This window comes from Lysobacter sp. CA199, from assembly GCF_052078715.1.
Taxonomy (GTDB): domain Bacteria; phylum Pseudomonadota; class Gammaproteobacteria; order Xanthomonadales; family Xanthomonadaceae; genus Lysobacter.
The window spans coordinates 1-20,690 of the sequence record NZ_JBQJIL010000007.1 but is presented as its reverse complement, the minus strand read 5'-3'; the positions used below and the strand labels follow the sequence as shown (position 1 = coordinate 20,690).

Sequence of the window (20,690 nt, the reverse complement as noted above, 5' to 3'; positions counted from 1 at the left end):
AGCCTGGGTAGAAGACCGACGCGTCTCATTAGCGCGCCCTGCCTCCATGCGGTCATGGATTCGCGGCGATCGGTTCCCTTTAGAAAAGGGGGCCAAGGCGATTTACTTCCTTGTGCTCACACGTCCACCCACTTAAACCCGTTTTAATCGCTCCTCATCACACTCCGAATCCAAGCACCGCCCCGGACCGGCGATGCACTCGCCCGCACGAGCCGGCCCAGCCGGCTAAGCTGCGACAATGCTTCACGCTCCAACCCTGTTCAGCCTCGCTGCGCCAAGCTGCGCCGTTTTGCAGCCATTAACTTCTCCGCTGGTTCCGCACCGGATGCCTCCCGCATGACGACGCCATCGCCCATCGTCCGCCTGACCGACCTGCGCCTGGATCGCGGTGGCCGTAGCGTGCTGCGCGGAATCAATCTGTCGGTGCCGCGCGGCAGCATCGTCGCCGTGCTCGGCCCTTCGGGCAGCGGCAAGTCCACCCTGCTCTCGGCGCTGACCGGTGAGCTGGCGCCGGCCGCGGGCAAGGTCGAGGTGCTCGGCCAACAGGTGCCGCAGAACCAGCGCGACCTGCTCGAGCTGCGCAAGGGCATCGGCGTGCTGCTGCAGGGCAACGGCCTGCTGACCGACCTCACCGCCGCCGAGAACGTGGCCCTGCCGCTGCGCGCGCACACCAGGCTGCCCAATCCGCTGATCCAGCGGCTGGTGCTGATGAAGCTGCACGCGGTCGGCCTGAGCGCCGCCGCCGACGCCTACCCGCGCGAGCTGTCCGGCGGCATGGCCCGCCGCGTCGCGTTGGCGCGCGCACTGGCGCTGGACCCGCCACTGATGATCTACGACGAGCCGCTGACCGGCCTGGACCCGATCGCCTCCGGCGTGGTCATGAGCCTGGTCCGCCGGCTCAACGACACTTTGGGCCTGACCAGCATCGTAGTCACCCACCACGTCCACGAAACCCTGCCGGTGGCCGACCACGCCATCGTCATCGCCAATGGCGGCATCGTGTTCTCGGGCACGCCGGCGCAGTTGGAACACAGCCAGGACCCGCTGGTCCGCCAGTTCCTGCGCGGCGAGCCCGACGGCCCGATCGGCTTCGACGCCGCGCCGCGCACCTCGGAGGCCGCCTGATGCCCTTCATTGAAGCGACCCGCTCGCTCGGCCGCGCCGGCCTGTTCTCGCTGTCGGTGCTGCGCGCGTCCAAGCCGACCCTGGACTTTTTCCGCGAGCTGATTCGCGAGATTTACAAGATCGGCGCACGTTCGCTGCCGATCATTGCCGTTGGCGGTGCGTTCGTCGGACTTTCGGTGACCTTGCTGGGCTACCGCGCACTCGATACTTATGGCGCGGCCAACCAGGTCAGCGCCATGCTGGGCCTGGGCCTGTACCGCGAACTGGGCCCGGTGCTGACCGCGTTGCTGTTCATCGGCCGCGCCGGCAGCTCGATCGCCGCCGAACTGGGGCTGATGCGCGCCACCGACCAGATCACCGCGCTGGGCCTGATGGCGATCGACCCGGTCGGCAAGGCGGTGGCGCCGCGGTTCTGGGCAGCGGTGCTGTGCGTACCGTTGCTGACCGGCTTCTTCTGCAGCTTCGCCATCACCGCCAGTTTCTTCGAGTCGGTGCACGTGATCGGCCTGGAGGCCGGAACGTTCTGGCAGGTGCTCAAGGACAGCGTGGATTTCCACAACGACTTTCTGATGGCGTTCGTGAAGTCGGCGGTGTTCGGCGGGACCGCGGCGCTGGTCGCGGCCTATGTCGGCTTCCATGCCGAGCCGACCATCGAAGGCACCTCGGTGGCGACCACCCGCGCGGTGGTCAACGCTTCGTTGCTGGTGCTGATGTTCAACTTCGTGATGTCGGCGTTTTTGTTCAAGTAAAGCTGTTCCCTTCTCCCGCTTGCGGGAGAAGGCGCCCGTCAGAGCCGGCCCCCGCGAAGGCGGGGGCGGATGAGGGCAAGAGTGAGGTTGCTGCGCGTTGCCCGCGCGCCCTCACCCCAATCCCTCTCCCGCAAGCGGGAGAGGGGCTTCAGTCAAATTCGCGACACCCACACCGTTTCAGACATACCGTTTCCACAACCGCGTTGATCTGCGCGGGTTTTATCCCCAAGGTGATGCCATGTCCGTCCGCAGTCCCCGCATCGAATTCGCCGTAGGCGCGTTCCTGCTGCTCGCCCTGGCTTCGCTGCTGGTGTTGGCGATCGCCTCCACCAACGGCAAGTTCGGCTTTGGCGGCGACAGCTACGAGGTCAAGGCCAAGTTCACCACCATCGGCGCGCTGCGGCCGAACGCGCCGGTCAAGATCGGCGGCGTCACCGTCGGCCAAGTGTCCGACATCTCGCTGGACCCCAAGAGCTTCAACTCGGTGGTGACCCTGGCGATCTACAACCGCTACAACAAGCTGTCGGCCGACACCGCCGCAGGCATCTTCACCAGCGGCCTGCTGGGCGAAAGCTATGTCGGGCTGACCCCCGGCGGCGACCCGGACGACCTCAAGCCCGGCGACGAGATCTACCTGACCCAACCGGCCGTCGACCTGATCCAGTTGGTCGGCAAGTACATGTTCAGCGGCGGTGGCGCACAAGGCGGCAACAGCGGCGGCAACGATGCCGCCAAGCCCGCCGACGCCGCCGTCCCCGACTACCTCAAGGGCGAAGCCGCCCCCTCCGACGAGAGCAAGAAATGAAGCGCATCCTGACCGCCACCGTCCTCGCTTGCGCCCTGCTCGCCGGCGCGCCCTCCCTGGCTTTCGCCCAGGCCACCGTCGCTCCGGGCCAGGCCACGCCGGCTGCCGGCTCGCCCAGCGCGATGGTGCTGAGCAACAGCACCCGCATCCTGTCGACCCTGGAGTCGCGCCGCGCCGAGTTCAACAAGAACCGTGCCGCGCTCAGCGACTTCATCACCACCGAGTTCAACCAGGTCTTCGACCGCGACTACGCCGCGCGCCTGGTCCTGGGCACCCACGGCCGCGGCGCCTCCGACGCCGACGTCAAGCTGTTCGCCGACGCCCTGACCGGCAGCCTGATGCAGCGCTACGGCTCGGCCCTGCTCGACTTCAACACCCGCCTGCAGGTCCGGATCAAGTCCGAGACCCCGCTGCGCGGCGGCGCCATCGTCAAGGTCTCCAGCGAGTTCCTGCGCCAGGGCGGCGAGCCGATTCCGGTCGACTACCTGCTGCGCAAGAACGGCGCGCAGTGGAAGGTGTTCGACGTGATGGTGGAAGGCGTCAGCTTCGTGCAGACCTTCCGCAACCAGTTCGATACCCCGCTGAATCAGAAGTCGATCGCCCAGGTCGCCGCCGACATCAAGGCCGGCAAGCTGCAGGCCCAGGCGAGCGGCAACTGAGATGAGCGCGGCGAGCGTGCGCAGGGACGGCGAGGCGCTGGTGTTCGGCGGCGCGCTCGACCGTGCCGCGGCCGCCGCGCTGTGGCCGCAAGCGCGCGGTCTGGCGGCCGGCGCGCGCCGGTTCGACCTGACCCAGGTGAGCTCGGTCGACAGCGCCGGTCTGGCGCTGCTGGCCGAACTCGCCACGCAGGCGCCCGACGTGGCCGTGCTCGGCGAACCCGCCGGTCTGGCCGAGTTGCGTGCGGCGTATCGGCTCGATGCCTCGCTCGGTTTCGGTCGCTGATCGTGCGCCATCCGGCGACCGGCGTCGCATAACCCACTTCGTTGCGGTCGCTGACGCCCACGGACGTGGCCTGGCCGCCCCCACCGTTGTCCTGGAAGACTAGACTGCAACCATGCGCCCCCACGCACTCCCCTTAGCGCTGGCTCTGGCCCTGACCGCGCTGCATTCCGTCCCGGCTCTCGCGCACGACGCGAGCCCGGCCCCTGCGGCTCCCATTGCCACCGCAGAAGCGGCGCAGGCCGACGTCTCCGCGGCCCAGGCCGCGATCGTCGCCGAACCGTTGGCGATCGAACCCGACTACGCGGCGAATGCCGCCGAAGCGATCGAACCTGCGCAAGCCGGGTCGGTGCCGATGCAGCCGCTCCCAGCCGCGGTCCAGACCGACTCCGCCGCCGCGCTGGCCGCTGCCGGGGTGCAGATCGATGCGCAAGCCGCCGACGCGGTCGCCGCCGATGACGGCTCGCACGATCCGGCCATCCCGGCGTTCGACGTCGCCGAAACCATCGACGGCCTGGCGCTGAGCCCGCTGTCGCTGGACTACGCCCTGGCCCAGATCGACCCGGCCAACGCCCCGCCGAGCGGCGGCACGGTCGACCCGACCGACCCGCGCACCGACGCCGAACGCGATTTCGACGACATCTACGGCACCCAGACCTACGATCCGGTCGCCGACCCCACCCTGCCGGCGCCGGCCAACGTGCCCAGCGCCTACGATCCGTGGGAGAAGTACAACCGCCGCATGCACCGCTTCAACATGGCGGTGGACCGCGGCGTCGCCCGGCCGCTGGCGCGCGCTTATTCCAAAGTGGTGCCGCGTCCGATCCGCCTGGGCGTGAGCAACTTCTTCAACAACCTCGGCCAGCCGGTGTCGATCCTCAACGCGCTGCTGCAGGGCAAGCCCAAGCAGGCGTTCCAATCGCTGGGCCGCTTCGCGCTCAACACCACGCTCGGCATCGGCGGCATCTTCGATCCGGCCACCGCCGCCAAGCTGCCCAACCGCAGCGAAGACTTCGGCCAGACCCTGGGCATCTGGGGCTGGAAGCGTTCGCGCTATGTCGAACTGCCGTTCTTCGGCCCGCGTACCGTGCGCGACACCTTCGGCATGGTCGGCGACGCACCGCTGAGCCCGCTGCGCCATATCGAACGCGACCGCATCCGCATCCCGCTGCAGGGCTTGCAGCTGGTCGACGTGCGTGCACAACTGCTGCCGCTCGACAGCCTGCGCGAAGGCGCCGAAGACGAGTACGCCTTGATCCGCGATTCGTGGATGCAGCGCCGCGACTACCAGATCTTCGGCGACCGCATGGAAAAGAACGGCGAGACCCAGTTGCCCGAGTACCTGCAGGACGACAGCAACCCGAGCGTCCCGGCCGATGCGATGCCGATCATGCCGACCGACGGTACGGGCGTGCGCTGATCGCGACAGATTCCAAGCGCTTCGCTGAAAACACGAACGGCCCGGATGCGAATCCGGGCCGTTTCGCTTTGGGCTGCCGCGTCGATGGGCGGCGGCCTGTAGGAGCGGCGCGAGCCGCGACCGCGAAACCCACTTACGACGCAACCGGCCGCCTCGCGGTCGCGGCTCACGCCGCTCCTACAGGCAGATAGGCGCGATCGCCGCCATCGGGTTACTTCGCGTCGTCCGACTCAGGCAAACCCCCTGCGTCTTCGATCGGCTGCGCGCCGTCGGAGTCGGGGTTTGCGTCCGCGTTCGCTTCGATCAGGACCGTGCCGTCGGCTTTCGCCTCGTCCTCATCCACCGACAACTCCACCAGCTTCGCCGGCAACGCCCGGTTCGGCTTCACCCCCATGTCGCGCAGCATCTCGGCCTGACGGATCACGCTGCCCTTGTTGCGGCTGAGCTTGTCGCGCGCGCTGTCGAAGCTGTCTTTCGCCTGATGGATGCGCTCGCCGACCTTTTCCAGATCGGCCACGAACGAACACAGCCGGTCGTACAGCTGCGCGCCACGCTTGGCGATTTCCTGCGCGTTGCGGTTCTGCGCTTCCTGCCGCCACAGATGGGCGACGGTGCGCAGCACGAACAACAAGGTCGACGGGCTGACCACCAACACGTTGCGCTGCCAGCCGTCCATGAACAAATTGCGGTCGTGAGTCACCGCGAGCATGAAGGCCGGCTCCACCGGCACGAACATCAGCACGAAATCCAGCGAACGCAGTCCGTACAGATCCTGGTAGCGCTTCTCCGACAAACCGCGCATGTGCTGGCGCACCGATTCGATATGGCGCTTGAGCGCGCGCGCGCGCAGGTCTTCGTCTTCGGCGCTGGTGAACTCTTCGTACGCAGTCAGCGAGACCTTGGAGTCGATCACCAGGTGCCGGTCCTCGGGCAAGTGCACGGTCACGTCCGGACGGCGCTCGCCGTCCTCGGTGCCGTGGCTTTCCTGCACGTCGTATTCCTCGCCCTTGCGCAGGCCGGCCGATTCCAGCACCCGCTCCAGAATCAGTTCGCCCCAGGCGCCCTGCGCCTTGCTCGAACCCTTGAGCGCAGTGGTGAGGTTCTTGGCGTCTTCGCTCAGCGATTGGTTCAAGGCCATCAACTGACGCACCTGCTCGCCGAGCGCGGTGCGGTCGCGGGTTTCGTTGTCGTAGACGGTTTCGACCTTGGCCTGGAATTCGGCGAGCTTTTGCTGCAGCGGATCGAGCAGCAGGCCCAGGTGGCTGCGGTTCTGTTCGGTGAAGCGCTTGCTCTTCTCTTCCAGGATCTCGTTGGCCAGATTCTTGAACTGGTTGCTCAGCTCGTCGCGCACGTCCTTGAGTTGGGCGATCTTTTCCTGCGCCTGGTTGCGTTCGGCGTCGAGCTGGGTATTGAGCCGGCCGACTTCGACCGTGCGCCGGCTGAGCTCGGCGGCGACCGCGTCGCGCTCGCGTTCGAGCTGCTCGAACTCCAGCCGCAGCCGCTGCAGGGCCTGCTGTTCTTTGTCGAGTTCCGCGCCGGTGCGGCCGATGGCTTCGCGCAGCAGGCCGCTGTCGCGCTGCAACTGATTGCGCACGGCGTCGGCCTCGTCCAACCGGGTCTGCAATTCGGGAATCCGCGCGCTGCGCTCCAGCAATTGCGCACGTTCGGTGTTAGCCGCATTCAACTGCGCGCCCAACTCGCCGCGCGCGGCCTCCAGCGCCCGCGCGGCGCCGGCGCGGGCGAGCAGCCAAGCGAGCGCGGCGCCGATCAACAGCGCGAGAACAATGGCGATCAGGACAACGGTCGGCGACATCAGGGACTCATGGAACGTGCGGAAGAAGGGCCGTTCCGTGGCCGGACGCCCGCATCGGGGCGTGTTGAAGACGGACACGGAGTGCGTGCCTAGTCTAAGCGTCCAGTCTAAGCCGATGAGTCTCAGGTCCTGCGACGGGCTTGCGTGTTGTCGAACGCCGTGCCGACACGGCGCGTGGCTTGCCGCGCGGTGCCGCGACGGGTGGATCGCACGGGCGGTTCGGCGTGGGCGTGGGCGTTCATCATCTCGCGCTTGCCCGCCGCAGCCACGCCTGTCGAACGAAGCCGGCACGAGACCGTCTTCAGACGCTTCGTGCATAGGCGGAACACTTCAGCGCCGGCCTCGGACCGCGATTCTTCCAAGCCAGCCGAGGCGATACCCGTCGTGTCAGCCACCCACCTGATAGCCCGGACCCAGCACGTCCCACCCTGCTCCTCCCCGCGCTGGCGAGGATCCAGGTCGCCATCGAGGCGGCCCCATCGGCCCTCAAGAGCAAACAGCGATACCCGTCACAAATGCCCATCCGGCCACCCCCGCTGAGTTCCATACGGCACAGGATCGGCGGCAGCGATTGTGCCAATCTTGGCCAATCCACCGCCCGGCGTTCGCCGGAGCGTGCGCAAGGGACGCAGCCATGAACCCGCAAGATCCCCGGCTCTACGCCGACCCGCGCGGCGTCTGGCGCGACGACGGCGCCGGCCGCGTACACGGCATCCGCTGGCACGACATCGACGGCATCGACGGCTATGCGATCGACACGGTCGAGCGCAAGCTGGTGTTCCTCGAGCTGGGCACCGCCGCCGGCGAGAGTCTGGAACTGCGCACCGATTGGCCGGGCTATCGCGAAGTGGCCACTGCGTTGAGCGTGCATCTGCCGGGGCTGGACGTGGAAGCGCTGCGACGTTTGGAGCACGCGCGTCCGGAAGATCCGCCGGCGGTGTTGTGGTGGAAGGACTGAACAGCACCCGCGCCGACTCGCATCGGTTGGATGTATTGCCGACTGTCCGGCCCACCGCCCAGGCTGCGGCGATAGCACAAGCGCTCAGGGATGTCCGCTCATGAATCCGTCGTCTTCCCCATCGTCGAGCGATGTCTCTGGCGGCCGCAGCGCTCGCGTTCCGTCGCTGTCCAGATCGCTGTCGTACGCCGCTCGCATCGCTTTCGTGGTGTCGCTCGTCGTCGCGTTCACTGTATTGAAGCCGGACACGTTCGCCAAATCCGAAGGGCCACCGCGCGCGGCGACGGCCACGGAACAGCGCGCGATTCTGATCGCGGTTGTTGAAGATCTGCAACCGGTGTGGCAAGCGACGTCCGGCGCTGCTGACGCGGCGCGACGTCGCCTCGTCATGGAAGACGCTACCGTTGCCGTATGCGCCATGCCTCGGCAAAGCTCCGATCCTTGCGTGGAGTTACTGCCGGATTCGACCGACCACCTGGCGAGATCCTTGAGCGCGCCCAAGGCGTTGGTCGATGCACTGTCGCACTTCAATGCCAAGCCACAAGCCCTGGACATCCGCACGCTGCCCGACATCATTGCTGTCGACCGCGAGCGCCTGGCGGCTGTCTTCAAAAAGGGAGACTGGCCGGAGTTCCACCGCACGTATCCGCAGGCCAGTGGAATCCTCAGCGTCAGCCGGCCGGTGATATCGGCGCGCGGCGACCAGGCCTTGCTGTATGTCGCTCATGTGTACGGCAACTTGGGCGGGAGGGGCTGGGTCGCATTAGTCGAACTGCGACAAGGGCAGTGGAAGATCTTCGGCCGCGTCGAATTGTGGATCAGCTGAAGGGTGGGATGACACCGAATGCAACGCATCGACCAACGCGATTGGGCCTGGATCCTGTACGCCGACGGCGAGCGGCGTTATCTGTCGGTGCTGTGCGGCACCGTCGCCATGTACGAACTGATTTTGGAACTCGACGCGGCCGAACGCGCGCGCCTGCAAGAGCCCGGCTTCCTCGATGCGCTGGCGCGCGAGGTTTCGTATCGGCCCGACGCGTTCAAGGCACGGCATGTCGCCGGGCTTCAATTGATGGATTGAGTCGCGATGGAGCTTCGCGCTGCAACCCTCGCCAAGCGCCTCGATCGCCATGTCGGAGGTACGACGCTCGCCGTGGCGCCCGGGCCGCGTCGCGGCCCATCGCTCAGACCGTCATTTGCGCGGAGGCTTGATCCGCGCCCGCTCTGGGCAGAAGTCAAATAACCCTTTTTTGGCGCACCGCGCTTCGAGCGTATTCGCCACGATGGTCGCTATGTCTTCCACGCTCTTGAGCTGAATCTGTTGCACGTAGCCCATGACTTGCGTCGTGGTGATATGCGCTTTTTCCAATGTCACCTCGCCCAGTGACGCCCGGTCCCCCGGCGCGTACAGCGACAACGTGATCTCGCTCGGCCCGCTCCGCGACAACAGATAACCGTTGTAGCTCAGCAGATACCGGTTGTTGTATTCGGCCGCGGATTGGGTCGCGCGCCAGAACGCGCTGGCGTTGTCCGGGTAATCCTTGTCGTCGATCGAACCCGGGGCCTCGACCAACTCGATATCGAAACCACGTCGCTTCAATTCGTCCCGCAAAACGGTCGGCAGCGTCCGGCATACGAGATACGCGCTGGAGGGCGGCCGATCCGGAGCGGGACGCTCGCGGGGTGCGCCCATGCTGTGGTGGCCGCAGATGCCATACAGGTAGGCCGCTTCGATCAGTATCGGATCGATCCGAACATCGGCCGGTATCGTTTCGCTCCGCCCCGCCTGGGCGACTCCGCACAGGGACACCACCAGGGCGATCAAAGCCAGCCACCGGTAAAAACGTTTATCGCGCATGACACATCCTGAGTTTTTCGTCCTTGGGCCCGGTCGATCCGTCCGGGCACTTTTCATCGTGGCGCGGCGTCAGCGGAGCCATCGGCGATGATGGCAACGCATACCCGGCTCAGCGGTTCGTCAATCCAATACCCGACAAAACACCGCCTTCAAATACCGCGACTCCGGCACCTGCGCCAGCCACGGATGATCCGCGCCCGCGCCCGACACTTTCAGCACCTGCACGGTGCGCCCGGCATAGAACGCGGCGCGGCGCAGCATGTCCAGGAACTGGTCTTCGCTGACCAACCCGGTGCACGAGAAGGTCGCGAACAAACCGCCCGGCTTGACCACGCCCAGCGCCAGCTTGTTCATGTCCAGATACTTCTTGAGCGCGGCGATCACCTGCTCGCGATCGCGCGTCATCTTGGCCGGATCCAGGATCACCACGTCGAAGCGTTCGCCCGCGTTACCCATGTCGCGCAGGTACGGGAAGATGTCGGCCTGGACGAACTTGACGTTGGCGCCGTTGAGCTTGGCATTGCCCTTGGCGATGCTGAGCACGTCGGCGTCGATGTCCACGCCGATCACTTCCTCGGCGCCGCGCACCTTGGCGTACACGCCGAAACCGCCGGTGTTGCAACACAAGTCGAGCACGCGCTTGCCGGCGACCTGTTGCGACAGCCATTCGCGGTTCTCGCGCTGGTCGGCGAAGAAACCGGTCTTGTGCGCGCCGGCCGGATCGGCGCGGAACTTGATGCCGTACTCGGTGATGGTCGACGGCGGTACCGCTTCGGTGCCGCGGAAGTCGAAGCTTTCCTGCTTCTGCACATGCTCGTCGGCGAAGGCGTAGAAGCGGCAACCGGGGAACTGCACACGCAGCGCGTCGTAGATCCATTCGCGGTGGCGGAACGCGCCGGCGCTGAAGTACTCGACCACCAACAGATCGCCGTAACGGTCGACCACCAGACCGCTGATCCCGTCGCCCTCGCTGTGCACCACGCGCCAGGCGTCGCTGACCTCATCGAGCTTGAGCACATCGCGACGCAGCGACACCGATGCGGCGATCTTGCGCGCGAACCAGTCGGCATCGACCTCGATGTCCGGGTCGTTCTCCAACATGCGCAGAGAGATGCGCGAGTGGCCGTTATAGAAGCCGCGGCCGATCCACACCCCGTCCACGCCGACCACGTTGACGATGGTGCCGGGCTTGGGGCGTTGGTCGGGCTTCTCGACCAGGCGCTGGAAGATCCAGGGGTGGGTGGATTTCCAGGCGTTCTTGAGGCGTACGGTGGGGATTTCGGTAGTCATCCGTCCATTCTACCGGGGCCGCCCCCCGGCCCGATGCTTGACCGGTTGCTCAGTCCCGCCGGCGGGACAAAGAAGCCCAGCCGATCCGGCTTGTTTTGGCCGGCCACGGTGCCAATCTGAACCTTATGCACCTGCCCACCGACGCCCCGATCCCCGACACCCCGGCCCAGCGCAAAGCCGATCGCGCGCGGCTGATCCGGGCCCTCAACCTGAGCCTGGCCTTCGTGCTGGCGCTGGTCGCGGTGTTCAGCGCCCAGGGCGGCTTCGACGTGCGCGCCTTCACCGTTCAGCCCTGGTCGGTCGAAGGCTTGATCGGGCTGCTGACCGCGCCGCTGCTGCACGGCTCGATCGAGCATCTGGCGGCCAACGCCACCTCGCTGTTGTTGCTGGGCACCCTGGCCGGGGCGGTGTACCCGAAAGCCACCCTCCGCGCCCTGCCCTTGATGTGGCTGGGCTCGGGGCTCGGTGCCTGGCTGTTGGGCGAACCGGGCAGTTATCACCTGGGCGCCAGCGGCCTCACTCATGGCCTGATGTTCCTGGTCATGACCCTTGGCCTGCTGCGCCGCGACCGTTCCTCGATCGCCGCCGCCTTCATCGCCTTCCTGCTCTACGGCGGCATGCTGCTGACCGTGCTGCCGCGCGAAATGGGCGTGTCCTGGCAAGCCCACCTGGGCGGCGCGGTGGCCGGCGTGATCGGCGCCTTCGTGTTCAAGCTCAGCGACCCGCTGCCGCCGCGCAAGCGCTACAGCTGGGAAGACGAAGAAGACGCCGAGCTGGTGCCGCTCAACGACGAACTCGAACCGCCCAGCCCGCGCCAAGTGCCGGTGCTGTGGAACCGTCCGGAGCCGGACGATGTGCAGTCGGGGGTGGTGTTGCGGTTTCCGCCGCGCAGCGGTAGTCAGGAGTAGTCCGTCACCGCACGCAGCGGCTGTAGGCCCGGCGAAGGCCGCGACATTTGTGAGTGGCCGCTGACGTGTGCTTACAGGGTTGCGCGCGCCAGGTGATTCGAACTCTGACGCACAGCCGTTCGCGATAAAGCGTGGTCGCGCCGAGGCTTGATCCGAAGCACCCCGCGCAGGCTACAGTGGCGCTGCGTCCAAGCAGCGCAAGCACCGGTCGCCGGGTTCGGCCGATCGCGAATCTTCCGGTTGCGTGACGTGATCCGTTCACCGCCTGCCCCGGAGCCCGTCATGCGTCGCCTGTTCGCACCGCTCGCCCTCGTGCTGCTGTTCGCCGCCGTTCCGCCGGTGAATGCCGGCGTCGCCTGCCATATCGAAGGCCAGGTCGGCGGCCAGATCATCAACGAATGCACCGAGTCGGCGCTGCCGATTCCGGAAGCGCAGATGAAGGAACAGTGCAACGGCCAGATACCGGGGCTGGAGCAACTCGGCGGCGAAGCCAACGCCACACTCGTCGCCGCCTGCCCGGCCGGCGCCAACGGCGTGTGCGATTCGCCGATGGGCGCCCAGGCCAAGATCTACTACTACAAGCGCAATGCCGAACAATTGGCGACGATCCAACGCTCCTGCGAAATGCAACGCGGCAAGTGGACCAAGCCATGAGTCGCGTCGTCGCGGCCAGCCTGATCCTGAGCGCGGCCGCGACCGCGATGCCCGCGCACGCCGACGCGCCGTCCTTCGACCGGCCTGGCATCGCGTTTTCCACCGGCACTTTGCCCAAGGGCGCGTTCGCCTGGGAGCAAGGCCTGCCCGATTTCGAGCGCGACGACGACGGCGGCGCGCGCAGCACCACTTCCAGCGCCAACACCAATCTGCGTCTGGGGCTGAGCGATAGCGTCGAGCTGCAATTGGCGACTTCGCCGTTCAATTACCTGCGCGAACGCGACGGCGACGGCCGCCGTTCCAGCCGCGGCGCCGGCGATACCGGACTGGCGCTGAAGATCGCCCTGCCCTCCTCGCGCGACAAGTTCTCGTGGGCCGTGCTCGGGGGCGTCACCGCAGCCAGCGGCGACCGCGAATTCAGCAACGGCGCCACCCAGTACTCGCTCGGCACCACCCTGGGCTACGACTTCAACGACACGCTGTCGGGCGCGCTGTACTTCAACCTGGACCGCAGCGACGGCCTGGACACCTGGAGCTGGTCGCCGAGTTTGAGTTATGCGATCAGCGACCGCGTCGGCGCCTACATCGAAGCGGGTTGGACGCACGCCGACCATCAAGCCACTACCTCGGTCGCCGGCGTCGGCGTTACCTTCATGGCGACCCCGCGCATCCAGCTCGACGCTTCACTCGATGCCGGCCTGGACCGCGACAGCCCCGACCTGCAGGGCGGCGTGGGCGTGGCCCTCTATTTCGACTGACTGACCACTATCGAGACGACCATGGACGATCGCAATCTCTACGCACCGCCGGCCAGCCAAGTGGTCGACGCCCCCGGACCGGTCGACCGCAGCAGAGAGTTCTACGTCGTCTCGGCGCGAAAGTTCTGCCTGCTGTTCTTCTTCACCTTCTCGCTGTACCAGTTGTACTGGTTCTACGCGCACTGGTCGCGCTACGGCAACGCACATCGCTTGAACCTGTGGCCGGTGCCACGTTCGCTGTTCTCGTTGCTCTTCGCCCACTCGCTGGCCAACCGCATCGACGGATCGCTGCGCGTCGCCGACCGCCGTTTCGACTGGACCCCGGCGCTGCCGGCGACGGTGTACGTGATCGCGCAACTGATCAGCAACGTGATCGATTACCTGCCCTGGCCCGAAGCATCCACCGCCTACGTCGACGCGATCACCCTGTCGATGATCCTGCCCACCGGCCTGGCGCTGCTGCGCATACAGCGCGCGGCCAATGCGGCCTGCGGCGATCCGCAGGGCGAATCCAACCATCGGCTCACGCCGGCCAACTATGTGTGGCTCGCGATCGGGGTGGTGGTGTGGGGGTTGATCGTGTTGGGGCTGGCGTTGCCGGCTTTGCCTGAGGGCTGAAGCCGGCGCCCACCGACCCGGAATCTCGATAGACGATTCCTTGCTCAGCTGCTGGCCCTGATCTACTTCAGCTCCGAACCACGCCGCCAAACTTCTTGGGGCTCAGGGCCTGCGCGATTTTCGCCTTGGACAATAAGACGGATGCACTGCGAACTGGATACGCTTGTGCGTATCGGCGGCGAGGCGATCCGGGTCGCCGAAAACTCCATAGGAGATAAAACCACGCAACTCGGCACCCGGCTCTATCCGATGCTCTCCGCATCCACCGGGACAATACGCGCTCAACAACGTACTGCGCGCAGACAAGGTTTCATTCCGGGTGATCAACGCAACGGTATCGTTCTGCGTCGGAAGTTGGCCATTGCAACTACCTATTTGCGGGTCAAAGTAACGCTGCTGCATATAGCTAAGACCGGTCGCGGTGTCACTGACATGGCCGGTATACCCCGTCCCGTCTTGGACCGGATGATTGATCTGCGCCCCATATGGTTCGTACTCGGTACGTTCAATGACGTTCTGATTGGCATCAGTCACCGCAACCGGGCTACCGAGTGCGTCGGTGTGGATGCACTCAACGATCGTCTGCGCGGTAATGGCTGGTGCCGAACCGAGCCTGACGCTGACACTGTCTTTTGTTAGAGGGTACCGGATTCTTTTCAGAGCAAATCGTTGGATTAGTTGCTCTTATCACGCTTGGCTCTGCATTTCGTAGGAAAGCCACTGTTGTTCATCGATTCTACCGCAAGCCATCGTCCATCCCCGCGCGAGGCAAGATGGAAGGTTCCGCATGCATAAACTTTCGGCGGCGGCTTCGACTCTACCTGCGAACGAAGTGCCATTTCGTAGAAGTGCGGATAGCTGGAGCGCATAAGCGCCTCAGATGGCTCAAGCGGAATTCCGGTTTTTTCACGAGAGCAATCGATCAGCTCCATGCCGTGAGGATTCGCGCGTATGCACGTGGCTATCGCTATATGCTTTCCATCCAAAGAGGCTCCATCGCCGATCAATGTTTCGAATTGGGTTTGCGCAGATACCTCGTTAGAGTTGTAATCACACGAGCTAAGGCATAGTCCGCCTACGACCAAAATGCCTAGCAGGCTAAATTGCAGGGCAGTGCTCATGGGCCGCAGCCATAACGGCACGAGTTGCGCACGGATCTGGCAGCCTGATCTTCAATTTTCCCCATATCAAAGCCCCCTTTTTGAGTCCAAAACTTTGTGGGTGGTCGAACCTAAGACCTTGAGCCAAAACAGCCTCGGAGATTCCTGCGCGACGTTCGTCATTTGTATGGAACGATCTGCTGTGAGGCTCGTAACTACCTGCTGCTCGGCTTAGTTGCTCCCACCGGCCATGCCAACCTTCATGGGCAGTAGGCTGCAACCATGAAGTCCTGCCCCCTTTGGCCTAAACTTGAAGCTGAGCTATTAAGGGCTGAGAAATTAACCCTGAGAATTCCGCCTTTAGCAAGGCCAGTCCAAGAGCCTGCATTTGTGGGCGTGTTGTTAATTGACCCCATTTCCATCATCCCGCGTGCCGAGCGTTTTTACGATGCCGGCAAGCAGAGTCTTCGCGTTTCCTTTGGAATTGGCTAACGCCTTGTTAATCAAAGTCATTCCGCGGTCGAATTGCAAGCACTGGGTTTTTGTGGCTTGGCAAGCATAACGTCCATCAGGATCGATGAATCGGTAGGGATTGTTGTTTGCGTACTTGTAACGATTAAAATTCGCTCCAGTACCACTGCTCGCCGTTACGGGGTCGACTGACAAGAATCGTCCGATCTGCGGATCGAAGTATCGCTGCTGCATGTACGACAGCCCAGTAGCCGCATCACCCACATGGCCGGTATACCCCGGCCCATCCTGGACCGGCCGAGTGATCTGCGCTCCATACGGCTCGTACTCGGTGCGCTCGATGACGTTCTGATCGGCGTCGGTCACCGCGACCGGACTGCCGAGCGCGTCGGTGTGGATGTACTCGACGACTGTCTGCGCTTGCGCCGCGAAACCCGCGATGGCGAGGGACGCCGCCGCCACAAACTTGGATATCCATTTCATGTCTATATCCTCCGGTCAGTCCATTGGCTCAGTGCGTTGGGTGGCCGGGAACGGCGGGGTTGACCACGCCGAGCAACCTCCGGAACCGCAGGCGCGCACCGCGTAGTCGACGAACTCCACAGGACCTTGTCGCCTTGCTGGATAGTCTTTAATGAAATCGCTAGTCGCAAAGATTCGCGTTCACGCGTATTCCGTCGACTTGATAACCTAAAGACGAAGTACCCGTAGCACTACCTGGTTGACTGAAGGAAGCGCCGATAAGCGTTATCTACTCGCCGTCGGAGCGAGCGTACTTCTGCGCGAAATCCTCTGGCAACGCCAGCGCATAGCAAGACCTTTCTTGATCCAAGCCGAGCTGCCACTTGGCGTCGACACGAAGCGTTCCACTGACTTGGCAATGTTGGCCAAGAATACAAACACTCCTCTCGGCGACTGGAGTTCGAGTCGCACAGCTGGACGCGGCAAAAATCAAAGCAGAGATCAACAACCTGATGTGCATCATCCGCCTGATTTTGGTTTCGCCAAATCTTCAATCGTTCGATCGAAGAACCTAAGCATCTCAAGCGAGTCGAAGAATTTCCCATATGAGTTGCCGACGGGGATAACATGCTCTCGACCGTCCACACAGATCAGATTCAACGCCAGGGATTCCTTGCCATTAGGCAGTCGAACTTCGAGAATTGAATCGAATCTGATCTCCTCGGAACCATTCGACCCTGCCCAAACCAGACCATAGTCGAAGAACCAAAGATCTCCTTGTCCAACGGGATTCTGATACTGGCCTAACAATGCGCCCATATCACGGGTCTGAGGGCATTCCCCCGCCGATTCAGCAACGCCCTTGTAAGCCGCCATACGACGGAGAATGCGATGGCTTCTTGTCGCCGCACTCATACCTCCTCCTCAAAATACTCGAATGACCGATTCGACGCATAGCTTGCCTTCGTACGAGCAAGCAGCGCGCCCATCCGGATCAATGAACTTATAGGGATTGTTATTGGCATACCAGTAACGGTTGAAGTTCGCACCTGTGTCCCCACTTACCGTCACGGGAGCGACTGATAAGAACTTTCCGATGCTGGGATCAAAGTAACGCTGCTGCATGTAGGACAGTCCCGTCGCTGCATCACTGACATGCCCGGTATAGCCCGACCCGCCTTGCACTGGTCGATTGATCTGCGCGCCATACGGCTCGTACTCGGTACGCTCAATGACGTTCTGATTCACGTCGGTCACCGCGACCGGACTGCCCAGCGCATCGCTGTGGATGTACTCGGTCACAGGCCCCCGCCGTCGGACGGGTTTGGAGTGCCCATTCACTAGCCCAGGTCGGCGGTATTTAGTAGCGCTTTGCTTCTTCGCGACTACGCTTCCAGAGAACCAAACTTCGTCGCGGCCTCCCGGAAGCCCATCGGAAAGGAGCCTGTCATAAGCTGGTCTTTCTGCCCCGTCGATACATAGTAGGACATCAGACTGAGCAGCCCTTTCTGTTCCTCGGCAGATTTTGGATCCGAGGAAATAGCAGCTTTCTTCAGCCACGCGACGGCGGCGGTGGTGTCGGCGATGTAAAGGTAGTCGCCGCCCTGCGGAAGAGTCTGCGCCGTTACACATATGCCGGTGTTAAAGCCTACATCTCGCAGTGTCGCGGTCGAAAAATCATTCCTGCGAAATTCATTTGTCGAGCGCCCGAGCGATCGCACATCATCGATAAGAACTCTGCCGTGAAATACGGCAGTACTGATTGTAGTGTTGTCAAACACGCATTCGATAAGCTCAAGATTAGGCGCAATCACATTCCGAAGAACTGAGTCAACGAACCGACATCTTGTAAGCCTCGCGTTTCCTGCCACCGTAAGCTTGAGATCGCAGCGATCGAAAACGCAATTCTCGAAGTACGACATGTCAGGACCAGATCCAAGACAGGCCTGTCTTGAGCGAATCCTCGTAAATACGCAGTCTTGCAACCTGCTTCCTTGGATGCGGAAAGAATCTACCTGCAGATCGGAAAAAGCGTCGCCCTTGCGGTCGGTCTTGATCTCTAGTGATGTCAGCTTAGTGGTGTCGACATTGCCGATTGTCCTTGCAATGATCTTCATTTGCGAAACCTCATGTTAAGCATCATCACGGCAACGTATAGGGCATTCCCCAGCCGATTCAGCAACGCCCTTGTAAGCCGCCATACGACGAAGAATGCGATGACTTCTTGTCGCCGCCCTACGCATCATCGATTTCTACCCATCGCATAGTCGTTTTAGCCAGCGGAAATTGAGCCAAAGTAACTGTGCCCGCGACTCTTCTGACCAATCCTTTCACACTGCAGGCGCCATACAGGAATGAATTCGTCTAGCTTTTTGTCCGCCACATGATTTGAACCTGAATAAACGAAAACTCCTTGGAAGACACTTGCTCCCACTAGGCTGGCGATCTCCTCGAATACCAAACAATCGATAGCCACCGAAACGTATTCATTTTTCTCGTCCTCCACGCCAAGTTTCTCGCGCCGGAAGTAACGGCACTCGGCATCAAGCCGTACCAATCCCTCAGCCTCGCCGTCGTAGTAATCTACGGCAATAACTAGATAATTCTCAGAATTCGCTGTCATCACTCATCGCCCCAGGACACGGTTAAATCTCTTAGCATCCTCTTTTGTAACAGGCTTCGGCATCTCGATCGTCTTGTGATTCTTATCGCCACGCACAGGGGTGTCATGCACCTTGAATCCTGCAGCCTCAAGCTGTCCGCATGTCGCGCTTGAACATGGTCCACCGGGTTTTGTAGTACTCCCCGACACACCATGAATCCGAATGCTTGAGGCCTCTGCTTCCATTGATTTTCTTTCCAAACGAGTCGCAGTCTCTGCCGAATCCCCTTGTCTGTAAATGATCTGAGAACTCCGAGATGCCGCCGAATCAAGTTCACGGACCACCGGAGCCGCCCTATCCCCCATGGGTCCAAGCAGGCCTATGCCCGCGCTAACGATGTTCCCAAGTGTCGGATTATCGATCGCCTTCGATATTGCTATGGCGTCACCAATACCCGGGAGCGACTCAAGCGCTAGTTGGCGGCCTTGCTCATGGGCGTTCACCATCCCGCTGTTATCCGGACGATTCCAGGTTCCGTTTGGACCATGCGCCTGACGGCCATCCGGGTCCGTGAACTTGTACGGATTGCTATTGGCGTACCAATAGCGGTTGAAGCTCGCACCCGCCTCTGCATTGGCCGCTACCGGATCAAGACTCAGGAACCGTCCGATGTCTGGATCGTAATAGCGCTGCTGCATGTACGACAGCCCAGTCGCCGCATCGCTGACATGCGCTGTATAGCCCGGCCCATCTTGCACTGGTCGATTGATCTGCGCGCCATACGGCTCGTACTCGGTACGCTCAATGACATTCTGATTCACGTCGGTCACCGCGACCGGGCTGCCCAGCGCATCGGTGTGGATGTATTCCACCACCGTCTGTGCGTGTGCTGTGGAGGCAGCGACGGCGAAGATCGCCGTCGCTACAAACGTGAATATCCATTTCATGTCGATGTCCTCCGGTCAGTCCATTGGCTCGGTGCGTTGGGTGGCCGGGAACGGCGGGCTCGACCAGGTTGAGCAGCCTCCCGAACCGCAAGCGCGCACCGCGTAGTTCGACGCGCAGTACTCGCTCTTCGACCTGGATGCGATTTGATTCAATGGGCCGCGGTACAACAGCGCGCCGGTGTCCGACGACTGCAGTTCGTAGTTGGTGGTTTTAGCGGCCGCCGTCCATTTGATGGTGCAAGTCTGATTGACGAGTCGACCGTTCAAGGTCTGCCTTAAAAGGTCAGCGAACGTGATGGTCGGCGTCGACGGCGGCAGATCCACGGTGATGAACTGCGCATCGCCGTACGGCCCGCAACCGGCGGGATTGCAGCCGCGGACGCGGTAGCCGTAACGGCCGTCGCCACGGTTCCACACGGTGGCGCCGCCGCTGCCGTCCTGATGAATCAGCGTCCAGGCCGCGCCTTCGCGGCTTTCCTCCAGTTGATAGACCGTGGCGGTCGCCACGCCGGTCCAGCCCACCCCGAACCTACCGGTGTCGCCACTGGCCGGCACGCTGACCCATGGCGCGACGGCCGGAGGCTGATCGTTTGAAACCTATCTATTCAACGCGCTCAATTTTTTCAATATAGATTGTCTTTGCGCTGCAGCCACCAGCCTCTGTCCGCCGATCTTTTATGTCGTACCACGATAAAGTGGGATCTTGTGGTCGCAATATTGCTTCACCCACCAACTTGACCCGTTTGCCGTCCCATTTCGATGCGTTCTGAAGAACACCCATCGAGTTCTCGAAACCTTGTTTTGCTCTACCGAAATCGTCTGCTCCCCACTAATTGCTCGTTGCCTTTGTCTGCCCTCAAAGCCACTCGCTATTTTGCAGCGCTGATTTGAGCTAACGACTACTACGACGTTCCGGCGAACACCGCTCGTGACGTTGGATGAAATTCTGATTGGCATCGGTCATCGCGACCGGCCCGTCCAGCACATCACATCACTGTGGATGTACTCGGCCACGGACCACTACGCTCGGAGGGGGTTGGGAGTGCTCAATCGTTAGCCAAGGTCGCGTTGTGCTTAGGGCGGGCCTTATATGGGCGCCTCCGGGAAAGCAAGCCGTTGATCGGATGATGGTCAGATAGCAGGACTGCGGTCTTATATCCGGCCTGTTGTGCGGCGCGAATGCCCGCTGGCCCTGATGGATTTCGCTGACGA

25 protein-coding genes are annotated in these 20,690 nt (G+C 62.9%); 14 read left to right on the top strand and 11 right to left on the bottom strand.

What is annotated here, in order from left to right; genetic code table 11:
- Positions 1-336 precede the first annotated feature (336 nt).
- The 6 genes from ACTOWJ_RS13435 (at position 337) to ACTOWJ_RS13410 (ending at position 5,038) form a co-directional block, all read left to right on the top strand.
- Positions 337-1,125, top strand: a complete 789-nt coding sequence (locus ACTOWJ_RS13435) for an ABC transporter ATP-binding protein (protein WP_441335138.1) — start codon at positions 337-339, stop codon at positions 1,123-1,125.
- Positions 1,125-1,874, top strand: a complete 750-nt coding sequence (locus ACTOWJ_RS13430; protein WP_441335137.1) for an MlaE family lipid ABC transporter permease subunit — start codon at positions 1,125-1,127, stop codon at positions 1,872-1,874. Before ACTOWJ_RS13435 ends, ACTOWJ_RS13430 begins: the two co-directional genes overlap by 1 nt.
- A gap of 238 nt (positions 1,875-2,112) precedes the next feature.
- Positions 2,113-2,679, top strand: a complete 567-nt coding sequence (gene mlaD, locus ACTOWJ_RS13425; protein WP_441335136.1) for an outer membrane lipid asymmetry maintenance protein MlaD — start codon at positions 2,113-2,115, stop codon at positions 2,677-2,679.
- Complete coding sequence (locus ACTOWJ_RS13420; RefSeq protein ID WP_441335135.1) at positions 2,676-3,338, top strand: MlaC/ttg2D family ABC transporter substrate-binding protein; 663 nt, start codon at positions 2,676-2,678, stop codon at positions 3,336-3,338. Before mlaD ends, ACTOWJ_RS13420 begins: the two co-directional genes overlap by 4 nt.
- 1 nt (position 3,339) lies before the next feature.
- Positions 3,340-3,621: an STAS domain-containing protein gene (locus ACTOWJ_RS13415; protein WP_441335134.1), complete on the top strand. Its 282-nt coding sequence runs from the start codon at positions 3,340-3,342 to the stop codon at positions 3,619-3,621.
- Between the two features lie 352 nt (positions 3,622-3,973).
- Positions 3,974-5,038, top strand: a complete 1,065-nt coding sequence (locus ACTOWJ_RS13410) for an MlaA family lipoprotein (protein ID WP_441335440.1) — start codon at positions 3,974-3,976, stop codon at positions 5,036-5,038.
- Positions 5,039-5,249: 211 nt separating this feature from the next.
- Here ACTOWJ_RS13410 and rmuC read toward each other — a convergent pair whose 3' ends face one another.
- Complete coding sequence (gene rmuC, locus ACTOWJ_RS13405; RefSeq protein ID WP_441335133.1) at positions 5,250-6,851, bottom strand: DNA recombination protein RmuC; 1,602 nt, start codon at positions 6,849-6,851, stop codon at positions 5,250-5,252.
- Between the two features lie 634 nt (positions 6,852-7,485).
- Here rmuC and ACTOWJ_RS13400 point away from each other — a divergent pair.
- From ACTOWJ_RS13400 to ACTOWJ_RS13390, 3 genes are all read left to right on the top strand, one after another.
- Positions 7,486-7,809 carry a hypothetical protein gene (locus ACTOWJ_RS13400; protein WP_441335132.1) on the top strand — a complete coding sequence of 108 codons (324 nt, stop codon included), beginning with the start codon at positions 7,486-7,488 and terminating at the stop codon, positions 7,807-7,809.
- Between the two features lie 100 nt (positions 7,810-7,909).
- The gene (locus tag ACTOWJ_RS13395) at positions 7,910-8,635 is read left to right on the top strand and encodes a hypothetical protein (protein WP_441335131.1); all 726 of its coding nucleotides are present in this window, start codon (positions 7,910-7,912) and stop codon (positions 8,633-8,635) included.
- A gap of 18 nt (positions 8,636-8,653) precedes the next feature.
- Positions 8,654-8,890, top strand: a complete 237-nt coding sequence (locus ACTOWJ_RS13390) for a hypothetical protein (RefSeq protein ID WP_441335130.1) — start codon at positions 8,654-8,656, stop codon at positions 8,888-8,890.
- A 111-nt stretch (positions 8,891-9,001) separates the two neighbouring features.
- Here the strand turns inward: ACTOWJ_RS13390 and ACTOWJ_RS13385 are convergent, their stop codons facing one another.
- Positions 9,002-9,667 (bottom strand): hypothetical protein, encoded by a 666-nt coding sequence (locus ACTOWJ_RS13385; protein WP_441335129.1) that lies wholly within the window; start codon positions 9,665-9,667, stop codon positions 9,002-9,004.
- 120 nt (positions 9,668-9,787) lie between these two features.
- Complete coding sequence (locus tag ACTOWJ_RS13380; protein WP_441335128.1) at positions 9,788-10,957, bottom strand: class I SAM-dependent rRNA methyltransferase; 1,170 nt, start codon at positions 10,955-10,957, stop codon at positions 9,788-9,790.
- 125 nt (positions 10,958-11,082) lie between these two features.
- Here ACTOWJ_RS13380 and ACTOWJ_RS13375 point away from each other — a divergent pair, with 125 nt between their 5' ends.
- The 5 genes from ACTOWJ_RS13375 (at position 11,083) to ACTOWJ_RS13355 (ending at position 14,534) form a co-directional block, all read left to right on the top strand.
- Entirely contained in the window at positions 11,083-11,865 is a 783-nt protein-coding gene (locus ACTOWJ_RS13375; protein ID WP_441335127.1) for a rhomboid family intramembrane serine protease, read from the top strand.
- Positions 11,866-12,147: 282 nt separating this feature from the next.
- On the top strand, positions 12,148-12,519 hold the full coding sequence (locus ACTOWJ_RS13370; protein ID WP_441335126.1) for a hypothetical protein: 372 nt from the start codon (positions 12,148-12,150) through the stop codon (positions 12,517-12,519).
- Entirely contained in the window at positions 12,516-13,277 is a 762-nt protein-coding gene (locus ACTOWJ_RS13365) for a transporter (RefSeq protein ID WP_441335125.1), read from the top strand. The genes ACTOWJ_RS13370 and ACTOWJ_RS13365 overlap by 4 nt, the downstream gene beginning before the upstream one ends.
- Before the next feature lie 21 nt (positions 13,278-13,298).
- Complete coding sequence (locus ACTOWJ_RS13360) at positions 13,299-13,895, top strand: hypothetical protein (RefSeq protein WP_441335124.1); 597 nt, start codon at positions 13,299-13,301, stop codon at positions 13,893-13,895.
- A gap of 141 nt (positions 13,896-14,036) precedes the next feature.
- Positions 14,037-14,534, top strand: coding sequence for a hypothetical protein (locus tag ACTOWJ_RS13355; RefSeq protein WP_441335123.1), 498 nt, complete (start codon positions 14,037-14,039; stop codon positions 14,532-14,534).
- Positions 14,535-14,569: 35 nt separating this feature from the next.
- Here ACTOWJ_RS13355 and ACTOWJ_RS13350 read toward each other — a convergent pair whose 3' ends face one another.
- From ACTOWJ_RS13350 to ACTOWJ_RS13315, 8 genes are all read right to left on the bottom strand, one after another.
- On the bottom strand, positions 14,570-15,016 hold the full coding sequence (locus tag ACTOWJ_RS13350; protein ID WP_441335122.1) for a hypothetical protein: 447 nt from the start codon (positions 15,014-15,016) through the stop codon (positions 14,570-14,572).
- Between the two features lie 381 nt (positions 15,017-15,397).
- Positions 15,398-15,949, bottom strand: coding sequence for an RHS repeat-associated core domain-containing protein (locus tag ACTOWJ_RS13345; protein ID WP_441335121.1), 552 nt, complete (start codon positions 15,947-15,949; stop codon positions 15,398-15,400).
- A 498-nt stretch (positions 15,950-16,447) separates the two neighbouring features.
- Complete coding sequence (locus ACTOWJ_RS13340; protein ID WP_441335120.1) at positions 16,448-16,843, bottom strand: hypothetical protein; 396 nt, start codon at positions 16,841-16,843, stop codon at positions 16,448-16,450.
- 9 nt (positions 16,844-16,852) lie between these two features.
- The gene (locus ACTOWJ_RS13335; RefSeq protein ID WP_441335119.1) at positions 16,853-17,230 is read right to left on the bottom strand and encodes an RHS repeat-associated core domain-containing protein; all 378 of its coding nucleotides are present in this window, start codon (positions 17,228-17,230) and stop codon (positions 16,853-16,855) included.
- An 83-nt stretch (positions 17,231-17,313) separates the two neighbouring features.
- Positions 17,314-18,045, bottom strand: a complete 732-nt coding sequence (locus ACTOWJ_RS13330) for a hypothetical protein (protein WP_441335118.1) — start codon at positions 18,043-18,045, stop codon at positions 17,314-17,316.
- 155 nt (positions 18,046-18,200) lie between these two features.
- Positions 18,201-18,551: a hypothetical protein gene (locus tag ACTOWJ_RS13325; RefSeq protein WP_441335117.1), complete on the bottom strand. Its 351-nt coding sequence runs from the start codon at positions 18,549-18,551 to the stop codon at positions 18,201-18,203.
- 3 nt (positions 18,552-18,554) lie between these two features.
- Complete coding sequence (locus ACTOWJ_RS13320; RefSeq protein ID WP_441335116.1) at positions 18,555-19,478, bottom strand: RHS repeat domain-containing protein; 924 nt, start codon at positions 19,476-19,478, stop codon at positions 18,555-18,557.
- Positions 19,479-19,493: 15 nt separating this feature from the next.
- Positions 19,494-20,033 (bottom strand): hypothetical protein, encoded by a 540-nt coding sequence (locus tag ACTOWJ_RS13315; protein WP_441335115.1) that lies wholly within the window; start codon positions 20,031-20,033, stop codon positions 19,494-19,496.
- Between the last annotated feature and the right edge of the window lie 657 nt (positions 20,034-20,690).